11 protein-coding genes and 2 pseudogenes are annotated in these 14,651 nt (G+C 71.6%); 5 read left to right on the top strand and 8 right to left on the bottom strand.

All coding sequences use genetic code 11. The annotated features are described in order from the left end of the window. Nucleotides 1–29 precede the first annotated feature (29 nt). Nucleotides 30–2,477, bottom strand: a complete 2,448-nt coding sequence (gene pcrA, locus RMN56_RS15900; protein ID WP_313724502.1) for a DNA helicase PcrA — start codon at nucleotides 2,475–2,477, stop codon at nucleotides 30–32. Nucleotides 2,478–2,767: 290 nt separating this feature from the next. On the opposite strand from pcrA, the gene RMN56_RS15895 reads away from it, so the two are divergent. Next, a complete protein-coding gene (locus RMN56_RS15895; RefSeq protein WP_313724501.1) occupies nucleotides 2,768–3,121 on the top strand; it encodes a chorismate mutase in 354 nt (117 codons plus the stop codon). A gap of 83 nt (nucleotides 3,122–3,204) precedes the next feature. Here RMN56_RS15895 and RMN56_RS15890 read toward each other — a convergent pair whose 3' ends face one another. From RMN56_RS15890 to RMN56_RS15870, 5 genes are all read right to left on the bottom strand, one after another. Further along, on the bottom strand, nucleotides 3,205–4,221 hold the full coding sequence (locus RMN56_RS15890) for an ABC transporter ATP-binding protein (RefSeq protein ID WP_313724500.1): 1,017 nt from the start codon (nucleotides 4,219–4,221) through the stop codon (nucleotides 3,205–3,207). Next, nucleotides 4,214–5,242, bottom strand: a complete 1,029-nt coding sequence (locus RMN56_RS15885) for an ABC transporter ATP-binding protein (RefSeq protein ID WP_313724751.1) — start codon at nucleotides 5,240–5,242, stop codon at nucleotides 4,214–4,216. The genes RMN56_RS15890 and RMN56_RS15885 overlap by 8 nt, the downstream gene beginning before the upstream one ends. A 25-nt stretch (nucleotides 5,243–5,267) precedes the next feature. After that, on the bottom strand, nucleotides 5,268–6,254 hold the full coding sequence (locus tag RMN56_RS15880) for an ABC transporter permease (protein WP_313724499.1): 987 nt from the start codon (nucleotides 6,252–6,254) through the stop codon (nucleotides 5,268–5,270). Next, on the bottom strand, nucleotides 6,247–7,173 hold the full coding sequence (locus RMN56_RS15875; protein WP_313724498.1) for an ABC transporter permease: 927 nt from the start codon (nucleotides 7,171–7,173) through the stop codon (nucleotides 6,247–6,249). Before RMN56_RS15875 ends, RMN56_RS15880 begins: the two co-directional genes overlap by 8 nt. A 147-nt stretch (nucleotides 7,174–7,320) precedes the next feature. Further along, the gene (locus RMN56_RS15870) at nucleotides 7,321–8,964 is read right to left on the bottom strand and encodes a peptide ABC transporter substrate-binding protein (RefSeq protein WP_313724497.1); all 1,644 of its coding nucleotides are present in this window, start codon (nucleotides 8,962–8,964) and stop codon (nucleotides 7,321–7,323) included. Nucleotides 8,965–9,362: 398 nt separating this feature from the next. Between RMN56_RS15870 and RMN56_RS32665 the strand changes: the two are divergent. Further along, a pseudogene (locus RMN56_RS32665) lies at nucleotides 9,363–9,719 on the top strand (PIG-L deacetylase family protein); the annotation flags it as partial. A 46-nt stretch (nucleotides 9,720–9,765) separates the two neighbouring features. Further along, on the top strand, nucleotides 9,766–10,131 hold the full coding sequence (locus RMN56_RS15865) for a PIG-L deacetylase family protein (protein ID WP_313724496.1): 366 nt from the start codon (nucleotides 9,766–9,768) through the stop codon (nucleotides 10,129–10,131). Between the two features lie 27 nt (nucleotides 10,132–10,158). Here the strand turns inward: RMN56_RS15865 and RMN56_RS15860 are convergent, their stop codons facing one another. Together RMN56_RS15860 and RMN56_RS15855 are read right to left on the bottom strand one after the other, a co-directional pair. Next, a complete protein-coding gene (locus RMN56_RS15860; RefSeq protein WP_262283177.1) occupies nucleotides 10,159–10,839 on the bottom strand; it encodes a response regulator in 681 nt (226 codons plus the stop codon). Nucleotides 10,840–10,841: 2 nt separating this feature from the next. Then, a complete protein-coding gene (locus RMN56_RS15855) occupies nucleotides 10,842–12,095 on the bottom strand; it encodes a PspC domain-containing protein (protein WP_313724750.1) in 1,254 nt (417 codons plus the stop codon). A 177-nt stretch (nucleotides 12,096–12,272) separates the two neighbouring features. On the opposite strand from RMN56_RS15855, the gene RMN56_RS15850 reads away from it, so the two are divergent. Then, nucleotides 12,273–14,096: a PspC domain-containing protein gene (locus RMN56_RS15850; RefSeq protein WP_313724495.1), complete on the top strand. Its 1,824-nt coding sequence runs from the start codon at nucleotides 12,273–12,275 to the stop codon at nucleotides 14,094–14,096. After that, nucleotides 14,093–14,302: pseudogene (locus RMN56_RS15845) on the top strand (hypothetical protein); the annotation flags it as partial. The gene RMN56_RS15850 and the pseudogene RMN56_RS15845, both read left to right, overlap by 4 nt. Nucleotides 14,303–14,651: the final 349 nt, after the last annotated feature.

The following is a 14,651-nucleotide window of genomic DNA, read 5'->3' as shown; positions in this document are numbered from 1 at the left end:
GCACGTCGCCGGGCCGGGCCCCACTCGGCTCAGAGCTTGTCGATGGGGGCGTGCCGGAGGACCAGCCAGAGGGTCTGGTCGCCGAAGTCGATCTGCGCCCGTGCGCCCGGACCGTGTCCCTCCACCGCCAGCACCCGGCCGAGGCCGTAGCGCTGGTGGTTGACCCGGTCGCCCACCGAGACCTTGGGTGCCTGCTTCAGCTCGCTCGCGGTGGCCAACCGGGTGGCGTCCACCCCGAGCCGCTTGGCGAGCTCGGTGGCCTTGGGCGTCCCACCGGTGAAGCCGCCCCGCCCGCCGGGCACACGGTCCGCCCGGCCGCCCACGCCGCCGCCCCCACCGGCCCACGAGGTGTACGACCCCTCGGTGCGCTCCCAGCGGACCAGCTCGGTCGGCAGCTCCTCGAGGAAGCGCGACGGCGGGTTGTAGGCGGGCGCGCCCCAGGCCGATCGGGTGACCGCCCGGGACAGGTAGAGGCGCTGCCGGGCGCGGGTGATGCCCACGTAGGCCAGCCGCCGCTCCTCCTCCAGCTCGCGGGTGTCGCCCAGCGAGCGCAGGTGCGGGAAGACGCCGTCCTCCAGGCCGCTCAGGAACACCACCGGGAACTCCAGCCCCTTGGCGGTGTGCAGCGTCATCAGGGTCACCACGCCCTGGTGGTCCGGGTCGTCGGAGGGGATCTGGTCGGCGTCGGCGACGAGCGCCACCTGCTCCAGGAAACCGGCCAGGGTGGCCCGCTCGTCCTCCCCGCCCAGCGCCTCGATCCGCTCGGTGTACTCCCGGGCGACGCTGACCAGTTCCTGGAGGTTGTCCACCCGGCCGGCGTCCTGCGGGTCGAGGCTCTCCTCCAGCTCGGCCAGGTAGCCCGAGCGGGTCAGCAGGGCCTCCAGCACCTCCTCCGGGGTGCCGGCGGCGGCCAGCTCACGTGCCTCGTCGAGCAGCGCGACGAACTCGGCGATGCCGTTGGCGGCCCGGGTGGAGATACCCGGCGCGTCCTTGGCCCGGCGCAGCGCGGCGCCGAAGGAGATCCGGTCCCGGCTGGCCAGCGCCTCCACGCACGCCTCGGCGCGCTCACCGATGCCACGCCGCGGGGTGTTCAGGATCCGGCGCAGGCTGACCGTGTCGTCGTCGTTGACCACCGCGCGCAGGTAGGCCAGCGCGTCGCGGACCTCCTTGCGCTCGTAGAAGCGCACCCCGCCGACCACCTTGTAGGGCAGGCCGACCCGGATGAACACCTCCTCGAAGACGCGGGACATGGCGTTGGTGCGGTAGAAGACGGCCACGTCGCCCGGGCGGGTGTCGCCGGCGTCGACCAGCCGGTCGATCTCCCGCGCCACCCAGTCGGCCTCGGCGTGCTCGGTGTCGGCCACGTAGCCGACGATCTGCTCGCCGGCCCCGGCGTCGCTCCACAGCCGCTTGGGCTTGCGGGAGGTGTTCCGGTCGATCACGGCGTTGGCGGCGTTGAGGATGGTCTGGGTGGAGCGGTAGTTCTGCTCCAGCAGGATCGTGCGGGCGTCGGTGAAGTCGCGCTCGAACTCCAGGATGTTGCGGATGGTGGCGCCGCGGAACGCGTAGATCGACTGGTCGGCGTCACCGACCACGCAGAGTTCGGCCGGCGGGATGCCCTCGGTGCCGGAGACCAGCTCCTTGATCAGCACGTACTGGGCGTGGTTGGTGTCCTGGTACTCGTCGACCAGCACGTGCCGGAACCGGCGCCGGTAGCTCTCCGCGACGTGCGGGTGCGACTGGAGCAGGTGCACCGTCGTCATGATCAGATCGTCGAAGTCCAGCGCGTGCGCCTCGCGCAGCCGCCGCTGGTAGAGCGTGTAGGCCTCGGCCAGCGCCCGCTCGTTGGGGCCCTTGGCCCGGCCGGCGAACTCCTCCGGGTCGACCAGCTCGTTCTTCAGGTTGGAGACCTGGGCGGCCAGGCCGCGCGCCGGGTGGCGCTTCGGGTCCAGGTCCAGCTCGCGGGCGACCATCTGCATGAGCCGGCGGGAGTCGTCGGCGTCGTAGATCGAGAAGGTGGACTTGAGGCCGGCGTGCTCGTGCTCGGCGCGGAGGATCCGGACGCAGGCCGAGTGGAAGGTCGACACCCACATCAACCGGGCGCGCGGGCCGACCAGCGCGGCCACCCGCTCCTTCATCTCACCGGCGGCCTTGTTGGTGAAGGTGATCGCGATGATCTCGCCGGGGTGCACGTCCCGCGCGGCGAGCAGGTAGGCGATCCGGTTGGTCAGCACCCGGGTCTTGCCGGAGCCGGCACCGGCCACGATGAGCAGCGGGGACCCCGCGTGGGTGACCGCGTCCCGCTGGGGCCCGTTCAGGCCGGCGAGGAGGGCCTGCGGGTCCGGCCGGACCGACGGCTTCAGGTCGCGGCGCGGCGACCGGCGCGCGGCACTGGAGTCGTCGGACCCGGGGTGCGGCGGGGTCGCGCCGGGCTCCGGCGCGGGCGGGGACACGGGGATGTCGAAGAGAGGATGCATCGCACGGGAAGTCTATGCCGACCGCCGGACACTTCCCGCCCGCGCGCCGTCGACGGGACGGCGGCGTCACGTCCCACCTGTTGGCGGGTTTCCTTGCGCGTGCGGCCCGCGGGTCGGCATACTCGACGGCGTGTTCGGTCAGCGCTTCTACTTTTACTACGGCACCGGGAGTCCGGCAGCCGTAGGTCGCGCCTGATCACAGACCTACGAAAAGCCCCGGGCTCCTGGAGCCCGGGGCTTTTCCGTCCCGGGATCCGGGTACCGGGCCCGAGACCCCGAGGGGTACGACGATGATGACTGACGTGGTGGAGTCCAGCGGCAGCCTGGCGCCGCACGACCGGCCCGCCGGCGGTGACCCGACCGGGGCCGCGGCGGCCCGGACCGGCACCGACGACTCGGCGGCGGCCGAGCGGATCAGCGAGATCCGGAAGCGGATCGACGAGATCGACCGCACCATCATCGCGCTCTGGCAGGAGCGGGCCGCGCTCTCCCAGGAGGTCGGGGCCACCCGGATGGCCTCCGGCGGCACCCGGCTCGTGCTCTCCCGCGAGCGGGAGATCCTGGAGCGGTTCCGCGAGGCGCTCGGCGCGGACGGCACCCAGCTCGCGCTCCTCCTGCTGCGCGCCGGCCGCGGCCCGCTGTGAGGGGTCCCGGCGGCGCGAAGTCGCCGGATACGACGAACCGCCTGCCGGCGTCGGGCTGACGCCGGCAGGCGGTCCGGGGTGGATCAGGCCACCTCGTGGGTGACGACGATCTCCCGCTTCTCCGCGAAGTGGCAGGCGCTCGGGTGGTCCGAGCCCTGCCGGATCTGGAGCAGCGGCACCTCCTGGGCGCAGACGTCCTGCGCCTTCCAGCACCGGGTGCGGAACCGGCAGCCCGAGGGCGGGCTGACCGGCGAGGGGACGTCACCCTGGAGCCGGATGATCGCCTTGCTCTCCCGCACGGTCGGGTCGGGCACCGGCACCGCCGACAGCAGCGCCTGGGTGTACGGGTGGGTGGGCCGCTCGTAGATCTCGTCCTCGGTGCCGACCTCCACCATCTTGCCCAGGTACATCACGGCGACCCGGTCGGAGAGGTGACGCACGACCGACAGGTCGTGGGCGATGAAGACGTACGAGAGGCCGAACTCGGCCTGGAGCTTCTCCAGCAGGTTCATGACCTGCGCCTGGATCGACACGTCCAGGGCCGACACCGGCTCGTCGCAGACGATGACCTCGGGCCGCAGGGCGAGCGCCCGGGCGATGCCGATGCGCTGCCGCTGACCGCCGGAGAACTGGTGCGGGTAGCGGTTGATGTGCTCCGGGTTGAGGCCGACCAGGTCGAGCAGTTCCTTGACCTTGTCCCGGCGGGACCGCCGCGGAGCCACCTCGGGGTGGATCTCGAAGGGCTCGCCGATCAGGTCGCCGACCGTCATGCGCGGGTTCAGCGAGGTGTACGGGTCCTGCATCACCAGCTGGATCTGCCGGCGCAGGCGCCGCAGCGCGCCGCCGGAGAGCTTGGAGATGTCCTGGCCCTTGTAGAGCACCTGACCCGCGGTCGGCTTCTCCAGGTTCATGAGCACCCGGGCCAGCGTCGACTTGCCGCAGCCGGACTCGCCGACCACGCCGAGGGTCTCGCCGGCCTTCAGGTCGAAGGAGACGCCGTCGACTGCCTTGACCTGACCGATGGTCTTCTTGAACACGACGCCCCGGGTGACCGGGTAGTGCTTGACCAGGTCACGGACCTCGATGATGTTCTCAGTCACGGTTCACGAGCTCCTCGGCGAAGTGGCAGGCGCTGGCCCGGCCTCGACCCAACTGCAGCAGCGGGGGAACCTTCTCCCGGCACACCGGCTGCGCCATGGGGCAGCGCGGGTTGAAGGCGCAGCCCGGCGGGATGTTCATCAGGTTCGGCGGGAGGCCCTTGATGGTCCGGAGCTCCTGCCCCTTCTCGTCCATCCGCGGGATCGAGTTGAGCAGGCCGAGGGTGTACGGGTGCGCCGGCTTGGCGTACAGGTCGTACACGTCGGCTTCCTCGACGATCCGGCCGGCGTACATGACCGCGATCCGGTCCGCGACGTCGGCGACCACGCCGAGGTCGTGGGTGATCAGGATCATGCCCATCTGCCGCTCCCGCTGGAGCTCGCCGAGCAGGTCCATGATCTGGGCCTGCACGGTCACGTCCAGCGCGGTGGTGGGCTCGTCGGCGATCAGCACCTCGGGGTCGAGCGCCAGCGACATGGCGATCATGGCGCGCTGCCGCATACCACCCGAGAACTGGTGCGGGTAGTTGCTGTACCGGCCCTTGGCGTTCGGAATCTTGACCTGGTCGAGCATCTCGATCGCGCGCTTCTTGGCATCCGAGCGGCTCATGCCGCGCCGGATGCGGAACTGCTCGGCGATCTGGAAGCCGACGGTGAAAACCGGGTTGAGGGCGGAGAGCGAATCCTGGAAGATCATCGCAATGCCTTCGCCCCGGATCCGGCGCCGCTGCTCGGCGGACATCTTGAGCATGTCCTTGCCGTGGAAGCGGACCTCACCCCCGGTGACGAAGCCGGGCGGGGTATCGAGGATGCCCATGATGGTCTGCGCGGTGACGCTCTTGCCGGAGCCGGACTCGCCGAGCACGGCGAGGGTCTCCCCCGCGTTGACGTGGTACGTCACCCCGTTGATGACCTTGGCGACACCGTCCCGGGTGCGGAACTCCACCCGCAGGCCGTCGACCTCGAGCAGGCGGCCCGAGGGGCGGCCGGATCCGTCGGCGCCCGGTGCGGACTGCTCGGACACGAGAATGTCGGACAACTCAGTTCCCCTATCGGAGCTTCGGGTCGAGGGCCTCGCGGACCGCCTCGCCGAGCATGACGAAGCTCAGCACGGCGGCGACGAGGAACGCGGAGGGGAAGAACAGCAGGAACGGCGAGACGCGGATGTAGTTCTGCGACTCGCTGATCATGATGCCCCAGGAGACCACCGGGCTCTTCAGGCCGATGCCCAGGAAGGACAGGGTGGCCTCGGCGCCGATGAACGAGCCGACCATGATCGTGCCGTAGACCAGCAGCGGAGCCAGGCAGTTCGGCAGCAGGTGCTTGAGGATGATCCGGCCGGTGCCGGCACCCAGCGCCCGAGCCGCCACGATGTAGTCCGCCTCCTTGGTGGCGAGCACCGAGGAACGCATCAGCCGCATCACGACCGGCCAGCTCAGCACGGTCAGCGACATGATCACCAGGCCCATGATCGTCCACTCACCGTTGTCGGCGCCCGACCCGTTGAACGTGGTCAGGATGACGATCGCGCCGAGCACGAACGGCAGGCCGAAGAAGATGTCCGCGATCCGGGAGAGCAGCGCGTCCACCCAACCACCGCGGTAGCCGGCGATGATGCCCATGGTGCCGCCGATCAGCAGCGTGCCGATCACGGAGAGCAGCGCCACCACGATGGAGGCGCGGGCGCCGTAGATGGTCCGGGCGTAGACGTCCCGGCCCTGCACGTCGTAGCCGAACCAGGCGTCGGCCGACGGATCGACCCGGCTGCGCGACAGCGCGCCGTTGACCGGGTCATCGGAGGTGAACAGCTGCGGGAACGCGGCCATCACGACGAACAGCAGGATGAAGGCCGCCGAGATCCAGAACAGCGGCTTGCGGCGCAGGTCCCGCCAGGCGTCACCGAGCAGGCCGCGCGGCTTCTGCTGCTTCTGCGCGCTCTCCGGGAGGCCGGCGTTGGCGGGCGCGCCGGAACCGGCCTCGGTCGGCATGGTCGCGGGCGGCGTCGAGACGATCGACGCGGTACTCGGGTCACTCATAGCGGATCCTCGGGTCCAGGGCGGCGTAGAGCAGGTCCACCAGCAGGTTCATCACGAGATAGACGACCACCAGCACCACCACGATGCCGACAACGGTAGCGCTTTCCTTGGTGACGATCGCCCGGAGCACCTGCCGGCCGATGCCGTTGATGCCGAAGATGCCCTCGGTGATGATGGCGCCACCCATGAGGGCGCCGAGGTCGGTGCCCAGCAGGGTGACCACCGGGATGAGCGAGTTGCGCAGCAGGTGCACGCCGACGACCCGGCGCATGGGCAGGCCCTTGGCGATGGCGGTGCGGACGTAGTCGGCGCGCCGGTTCTCCGCGATGCTGGTCCGCGCCACCCGCGCGATGTACGCCGTCGAGGCGCTGCCCAGCACGAAGCCCGGCACGATCAGCTCGCTGAACCGCATCTCGTTGGACACGGTCGGGGTGATGATGCCCCACTTGACGCCGAGGAACCACTGGAGCACGAAGCCGATGACGAAGACCGGCAGCGCGATCAGGAAGAGCGACGAGACGAGGACCAGGTTGTCCAGGAAGCCGTTGCGCCGGAGACCGGTCAGGACGCCCGCGCCGAGACCGATGACGGCCTCGATGGCGAGCGCGACGACCGCCAGCTTCAGGGTGTTCGGGTACGACGTGGTGATGATGTCGCTGATCTCGCGACCGCCGAACGTGATACCGAAGTCGCCCTGGAAGAGGTTCTTCATGTAGCTGGCGTACTGCACCCAGATCGAATCGTCGAGATGGTACTTCTCGGTCATCATGGCCCGGTAGTTCGGCGGGCAACCGCGGTCGCCGCACTTGCCGGCGAAGGGGTCGCCCGGCACCGACCAGACGAGCCAGTAGATCAGGAACGTCGTGCCGATGAACACCGGCACGAGTTGCAGCAGCCGTCTCAACAGATAACGGCCCATGGGGTGGTCCTCCTGACAAGAGGGCGCGTCGGACGGCCGACACGGATGGTGACAACGTGCGAGGGGTTTGTTGTACACCCCCTCGCGGAACGGCCCCGGGTCGGGCTCACCGGTAGGCGAGCCCGACCCGGGGTCAGACCGTTCGGATCAGAGCTCGACCGAGGTGATGTCGAGCTCGCCGACGTTGGTCAGCTCAATCTTCTTGATCTTCTCCGAGTGGCCGGACTGCTCGCCGCTGAAGTAGATCGGAATTGCCGGGACGTCCTGGTCGATCAGCTTGACGGCCTCGGCGAACTTCTTGTGGGCCTCCTCGAGGCTGGGGGCCGCGGAGGCCTCCTTGGCGAGGGCGTCCACCTGCGGGTTGCTGTACTTGCCGTCGTTCGAGGAACCACCGGTGACGTAGAGCGGGTTGATCCAGTTCTCCACGTCCGGGTAGTCCTGCTGCCAGCCGGCGCGGTACATGCCGGTCATCTTGTAGGCGTTGATGTTGGCCCGGAAGACCGCGAAGGTCGGCACACCGACGGCGACCGCGTCGATGTTCAGGTTGGTCTTGATCTGCTGGGCGACGGCCTCCATCCACTCCTTGTGGCTGGCGTCCGCGTTGTACGACAGGGTCAGCTTGCCCTGGAAGCCACCGGCCTGCTGGAGCAGCCGCTTGGCCTCGGTCGGGTCGAACTTGCAGGCGGTGCAGTCGCCCGGCGTCGAGCCCGGGGTCAGCGGGTTGGCCCAGCTGTCGGCCGGCTTGCGGTTACCGAAGAAGATCTTGTCGGTGACCTCCTGCCGGTTGATCGACAGGGAGATGGCGCGACGCAGGTCCTTGTTCTGGAACCGCTTGTCGTAGATCGGGAAGGCGATGATGCCGTTCGACGGGATCGTCGTCTGGATGGCCCGCTCGCCCAGGTCGGTCTTCCACTTGTCACCGGCCAGCGACGAGACCGGGACCTGCTGCTGGAAGTCCAGGTTGCCGGCGAGCAGGTCGTTGTAGGCCGCCGTGTCGTCCTGGTAGATCTTGACGGTGACGTCCTTGATCTTCATCTTGTCGCGCAGGCTGTAGTCGTCGAAGCGGGTGAGCTTCAGCTCGACATCGTCCTGCCAGGAGACGAGCTTGACCGGGCCGTTACCGATCGGCTTCTTGCCGAACTCCGCCGGGGTGGTGGAGAAGAAGGCGTCCGGCAGCGGCATGAAGGCGCTGTAGCCGAGCTTGGTCGGGAACACGGCGGTCGGCGCGGAGAGCGTGACCTCGAAGTTCCAGTCGTCGATGACCTTGAGGCCGGAGAGCTCCTTGGCCTTCGGCTCGGGAGCCTTCTTCGGGCCGTCCGGGCCGTCCGGGTCCTCGGTGTAGGTGTCGGCGAAGCCCTGGATGTCGGAGAAGAACGAGGCGTTCTGCGCGCCGTTCGGGCCGTACGCCGCCCAGTTCCAGGCCTTGACGAAGCTCTCGGCCTTGACGGTGGTGCCGTCGTGGAACTTGGTGTTCTGCTTGATCTTGATCTTGAACACCTTCGAGTCGCTCGTCTCGATCGACTCGGCCAGCAGGTTCTGCGGCGCCCCACCGTTGTTGGGGTACTCGACCAGGCCGCTCCAGACCCAGTCGATGATCTTGCCGCCACCGGTCTCGGTGGTGTTCGCCGGAACCAGGGGGTTCTCCGGCTGGGTGCCGTCGATGACGATCGCGCCGTCCTTGCTGGCGCCGGCGTCGCCACCGTCGTCGTTGCCGCTGGAGCAGCCGGACGCGATGAGCGCGAGTGCCGCGCCCACCGCGAGCGCGCCGCTCGCCCGCTTCGAGACTCTCATTCCGAGGGGCCTCCTCTTTCTAACCTGGTTCCGTCGTGGGTTTCACGCACGTGTGGGGGGTGACACCGCCGACGACCCGAACCACAGGTCGCCGGTTACCGCAGAGGAATTCGGGACACCCCCAGGGGTACCGATCCGCCGGGCGCCACACCCTTCGACGAGGACACCGCGCAGGGTCGTCAGCCACGCGCCGGCGCTCGGAGGCGGCGTCACGTGGTCGGCGTGCCCGACGGGGTGCCTCACACCGGGGGGTGAGGTGTTGCCACTGTGACACCCACCGGCCCTTTGCGTGAAGGTGCCGTTATCAAGACGTTAGTTGGTCGCCACGTTGCCGATACTTGAGAAAAGATCATGAAAGGCGTGGATCGGACCGCTCTGAACAGGTACGACACGGCCAGATGGGGCGAGGTCACCCGCGTAGGCTCGGCGCTGTGAGCTTCCCTGCGTCCGCTCCAGCCCTGCCCGACGTCCGTCGAGCCCTCGCAGTTTTTGCCCATCCGGATGATGTCGACTTCGGCTGTGCGGGCACCATAGCCGGCTGGGTGGATGAGGGTATCGAGGTGGCCTACCTCATCGCCACCCGGGGAGACTCCGGCGGCTTCGATGACACACCACGCGCGGAGATGCCGGCCCGGCGGGAGGCGGAGCAGCGGGCCGCGGCCGCCGCGGTCGGCGTGCACCGGGTCGACTTCCTCGACGGCCACACCGACGGCATCCTCACCGCCAGCCTGGCGCTGCGCCGGCAGATCAGCGTCGCGATCCGCCGGTTCCGGCCCGATCGCGTGCTCACCAGCTCGCCGCTTGCGGCGCTGGGAGCACCTGACCGGCCCGAGCCACCCCGACCACCTGGCCGTCGGCGAGGCGGCCACCTGCGCCGTCTACCCCGACTCCCGCAACCCCTTCGCCTTCCCCGAACTGCTCGACGAGGGGCTGGAGCCGTGGGTGGTCCGGGAGATCTGGTACGCCGGCGGGCCCGGCCCGGACCACGCCGTCGACGTGACCGACCAGATCGACCGCAAGATCGCCGCGATGGAGGCGCACCGGTCGCAGACCGCCCACCTGGACGTGCCGACCTGGATCCGGGACCGGCTCACCACGGTGGCCGACAACGCCGGCCTCCCGTCCGGGCGGCTGGCCGAGGCGTTCACCGTGCTGCGCACGGAGTGACGCCCCGGGCCGGCCCCGGCGGAACGGTCAGACCAGGCGGCGGTCGGCGGCCCAGCGCGACAGCTCGTACCGGTTGGACATCTGCAGCTTGCGCAGCACGTTGGAGACGTGCGTCTCGACCGTCTTGATCGAGATGTACAGCTCCCGGGCGATCTCCTTGTACGCGTATCCCCGGGCGAGCAGCCGGAGCACCTCGCGCTCCCGGTTGGTCAGCTGGTCCAGCTCGGGGTCGGCCACCGGCGCGTCCGGCCGGGCCGCGAAGGCGTCCAGCACGAACCCGGCCAGCCGGGGGCTGAACACCGCGTCCCCGTCGGCCACCCGCCGGATGGCGTCGGTCAGCTCCTCCGGCGAGATGGTCTTCGTGACGTAGCCCCGGGCACCCGCCCGGATCAGCCCGATCACGTCCTCGGCGGCGTCGGACACGCTCAGCGCGAGGAACCGCACCTGCGGGTGCGTACGCCGCATCGCCTCCAGCACCGCCCGGCCGCCGCCGTCGGGCATGTGCACGTCGAGCAGCACCACGTCCGGCTGCATCGCCGCGATCCGGCTGACCGCCTCCGCCACCGTGCTGGCCTCGCCCACCACCTCGACGCGCGCGCCGAGCTCGGCGCGGACGCCGGCCCGGAACATCGCGTGGTCGTCCACGAGGAACACCCGCAGCCGCCCGTCCCGGGGCGCCGCGCCCTCGACCGGTCCCTGCTCGACCATGGTCATCTGTCCCTTTCCGCCGTGGAGCCCGAGCCGCTGATCGGCAGGATCAGCCGGACCTCGGTCCCCTCTCCCGGCTCGGACCTGATCTCCGCCCGGCCGCCGTGCCGCTTCATCCGTCCGATGATCGAACCCCGGACCCCGTGCCGGTGATCCTCCACGGTATCCGGGTCGAAGCCCTTGCCCCGGTCCCGGATGAAGGCGCTCACCTGCTCCGGCTCCACCTCGGCGTAGAGCGAGACGGTGCGGACCTCGGCGTGCCGCGCCGCGTTGACCAGCGCCTCCCGGGCCGCGGCGACCAGCGCCCCGACCCGTTCGTCGGTCTCCCGGTCGCCGACCACCACAGTCTCCACCGTGATCGCGAAGGTGTCCTCCACCTCGGCGGCGGCCTGCTCCAGGGCGGCCGCGAAGCGCTCGGTCGGCGAGGCGGCCGGCTTGTAGAGCCAGTTCCGCAGCGACCGCTCCTGGCCCCGGGCCAGCCGCTGCACCGTCTTGACGTCGGCGGCGTTGCGCTGGATCAGGGCGAGGGTGTGCAGCACCTGGTCGTGCACCATGGCGGCCAGCTCGGCCCGCTCCTGCTCCCGGATCCGCGCCTCGCGCTCCGAGCGGAGCTGGTTCCAGGTGCGCCAGAGCACCGGGCCGGTCACCACGCCCACGCCGGCCAGCCCGACGAGCGCGAAGATGATGCCGTTGAGCACCGCGTCGAAGTTCTGCGCCGGCGAGTAGACCGCCGCCACGCCGATGATGCCGACCGCGACGAGCACCCCGCCGCCGATGAAGCGCAGCACGAACGCGCGCCGGTCGCTCTCCTCCACCACCGCGCCCAGCCAGGGCACCGCCATCGAGCCGCCCCACTGCCGGCGGCGCTCCGGCGCGGACTGGTGCCAGATCACGCCGGCGCCGACCGCGATGATGGCGACCAGCCAGCCGGCGGTGCCGGCCGCGCCGACCGAGTCGAAGGCGACGACCTGGAGCAGCAGCACGCCCAGCCCGATCGCCACGAAGGGCAGCAGCTGGGCGACGTCGCGGCGGGGCGGGACGGCGGTGTCGCCGGGCCGGGGCGGGACGACCGCCCAGAAGGCCGCGTAGAGCAGCAGCCCCAGCCCGCTCAGCCCGAGCAGCACCATGAACGCCACCCGGACCCGGAGCACCGAGATGCCCAGGTGTTCGGCGAGACCGGCGGCGACCCCCGCGGCCAGCCGGTGCTCGGTGGCCCGGTAGAGGCGCGGTGGGTGCGGGGTCGCGGTGCTGCTGATCGGAGGCTCCCGGGTCGCGGACGGTGTGCCGGCGGCGGCCGACGAACCGATCGTCACACGTCCGGACCGCCCCGGACCACGGGGACGCCCCGGACATCCTCGGCCCCGGGATCTCAGGGTGGGGTCAGGGTCGGGTCCTGAGGACGATCGGGCGGCCCGGGCAGCAGGATCGGAGTCATGACCGAGGACGCTGCCCGTCCGCCCCGCCCCGGGGCGGCAGCACAGGACGGGCCACCGCCACCCCCGCCGGGAGCGGCGCCCACCGCCGCCGACGCCACGGCGCCCCCGCCGTTCGGATCCACCCCGCCGCCGGGCCCACCGCCCGCCGGCGGCACGCCGTTCGCCGACCCGCCGCCCACCGGGTACGCCCCACCGCCCGGCGCCGCCGGCTTCACCTCCCGGTACGGGCTGGTCCGCCCCCGGGAGGGCCGCTACCTGGCCGGCGTCTGCGCGGCGATCGGCCGGGCCACCAACACCGACCCGGTGCTGTGGCGGGTGCTCCTGGCCGTGCTGGGCTTCTTCGGCGGCATCGGCCTCCTGGTCTACGTCACCGCGTGGCTGATCATCCCCGGCGAGGGAGACACCGCCTCGCCGGTGGAGTCGATGCTCGGCCGCGGCCGGTCCAGCATGTCCCCGATCACCGTGATCGTGCTCAGCATCGTGGTCGCGGTCGGCTTCGGCTACGTCGTCACCAACGGTTTCCGGGCGATCCTGCTCGGCGCGGTGATCCTGATCGGCGGCGCGCTGCTGCTCAACCGCGACCAGCGCGGCCCGGCCACCCGGACGGCGGCGCCCGGCGCGCCCCCCGGCCCGCCGCCGGGTCCGGTGCCCCCGGTGGCCTGGCCGGCGCCGCCGGCCGCCGCGCCCGCTCCCGACGTCTCGGCCGCCGCCGGACCGGTCCCGCCGGCCACCCCGTCGGCGCCCTGGCCCGGCACGCCGGCCGCGGCCGCGCCGCCGTGGTCGAACGAGCCGGCCGAGGCCGCGCCGGCACCGTGGTCCGACGAACAGCCGGTCACCGCCCCGCCGGCCGCCCGGCCCGAGCCGGGATACCCGCCCGCGCCGGTGCCCGCCGCCGGCTGGCCGGCGCCGAGCGTCGCCCAGCCCGCCTGGTCGGAGCCGGAGCCCACCGTGGCGCGGCCGCCGGCCGTCCCGGTCAGCCGGGCCGGCGAGGCGTGGCCCGGCACGGAGGCGACGGCGGCGTGGTCCGCCGCGCCGACGAGCGGCCGTCCCTACGCCGAGCCCGTCGCCGTGCCGCCGCCCGCCCCGGTGGGCGCGCCACTGCCGCCCGGCGGCTACCGGCCGCCGTTCGCCCCGCACGGCCCGTACGCCGGGTCGGCCCCGCCCGCCCCGCCCGCGCCGGCCCGCCCGGCCCGGCCGCCGAAGCGGCCGAAGGAGCGCTCCGCGCTCGGCGCGGTCACGTTCTCGCTGATCTTCCTGGCGCTGGGCGTGGTGGCGATGCTCGACCTGCTCGACGTGTTCCCGGTCGGTGCGGCCGGCTACTTCGCCGCGGTGCTGGCCACCATCGGGCTCGGGCTGCTCGTGGGCACCTGGTTCGGCCGGGCCCGCTGGCTGATCGCACTCGGTCTGGTGACCGCGGCGGCGCTGGGCATCGCCACCGTCGCCGACTCCTACGACCGGGTCCGCGGGATCGACGGGAACGTCACCTGGGCCCCGGCGGACTACCGGGACCTGGCCGACCGGTACGAGAACAACTTCGGCGACGCCGTCCTCGACCTGCGGGCGGTCGACTTCGACAAGAAGGACACCCAGGTGACCGTCGAGGTCAACTTCGGCAAGGCGACGGTGGTCGTGCCGCCGAACGTCGACGTCACCACCGTGGCCGACGTGAACGCAGGTGACGCCACCGTCTTCGGCCGGCGGACCGGCGGGCTGAACGGCCGCCAGTGGGAGAACACCGACCTCGGGCCGGACGGCCGCGGCGGCGGCACGCTGCGTCTGCTGGTCCACGTGAACGCCGGAAACCTGGAGGTGACCCGGTGAAGGCTCACCGCACCGACATCGTGTCGTTCGCCTTCGGGCTGGCCTTTCTCGGGCTGTCCGCCTGGTGGCTGCTGGCCCGGATCCTCGGGCTGGCGCTACCGCCGGTGGGCTGGTTCCTGGCCGGCGCGCTGATCCTCATCGGACTGCTCGGGTTGGTCGGCGCGCTGCGCTCGGGCCGGCACACCGAGCCGGCGCCGGCGGAGGCGAGCCTGTCGGCCCCGTACGAGACGGACACGCCGGCCGCCTCCACTCCGGCCGGTGCGGAGGCAGACGAGTGGGCCACCGACGCGGTGACCGACGCGCCGCTCGCGGCCCGGGAGGACCGCCCGTTCGACGAGGAACCACGCTGGTCACCGACCACGCCGGGGATTCCGGACGAGCCGGCCACCCGCGAACTGTCCCCGGTCGAGCCGGCCGAGCCCGTGACCCGCGAGCTGCCGGCCGCCGGGGGCGAGCCGGACGGCGGAACCGGGCCGGCCACCCGCGAACTGCCGGCCGTCGACGAGGGGCCGGACGGCACGACCGGGCCCGCCACCCGCGAGCTACCCGCCGTCG

This window comes from Micromonospora halotolerans, assembly GCF_032108445.1.
Lineage (GTDB): Bacteria > Actinomycetota > Actinomycetes > Mycobacteriales > Micromonosporaceae > Micromonospora > Micromonospora halotolerans.
Note: the sequence above shows the minus strand (reverse complement) of the source record. Positions and strands in the feature narration are given on the sequence as shown.

Bases quoted from the DNA above. Each gene is read 5' to 3' on its own strand.
- pcrA (WP_313724502.1), bottom strand. From the start codon at position 2,477: ATGCATCCTCTCTTCGACATCCCCGTGTCCCCGCCCGCGCCGGAGCCC.
- RMN56_RS15895 (WP_313724501.1), top strand. From the start codon at position 2,768: ATGATGACTGACGTGGTGGAGTCCAGCGGCAGCCTGGCGCCGCACGAC.
- RMN56_RS15880 (WP_313724499.1), bottom strand. From the start codon at position 6,254: ATGAGTGACCCGAGTACCGCGTCGATCGTCTCGACGCCGCCCGCGACC.
- RMN56_RS15875 (WP_313724498.1), bottom strand. From the start codon at position 7,173: ATGGGCCGTTATCTGTTGAGACGGCTGCTGCAACTCGTGCCGGTGTTC.
- RMN56_RS15870 (WP_313724497.1), bottom strand. From the start codon at position 8,964: ATGAGAGTCTCGAAGCGGGCGAGCGGCGCGCTCGCGGTGGGCGCGGCA.
- RMN56_RS15860 (WP_262283177.1), bottom strand. From the start codon at position 10,839: ATGGTCGAGCAGGGACCGGTCGAGGGCGCGGCGCCCCGGGACGGGCGG.
- RMN56_RS15850 (WP_313724495.1), top strand. From the start codon at position 12,273: ATGACCGAGGACGCTGCCCGTCCGCCCCGCCCCGGGGCGGCAGCACAG.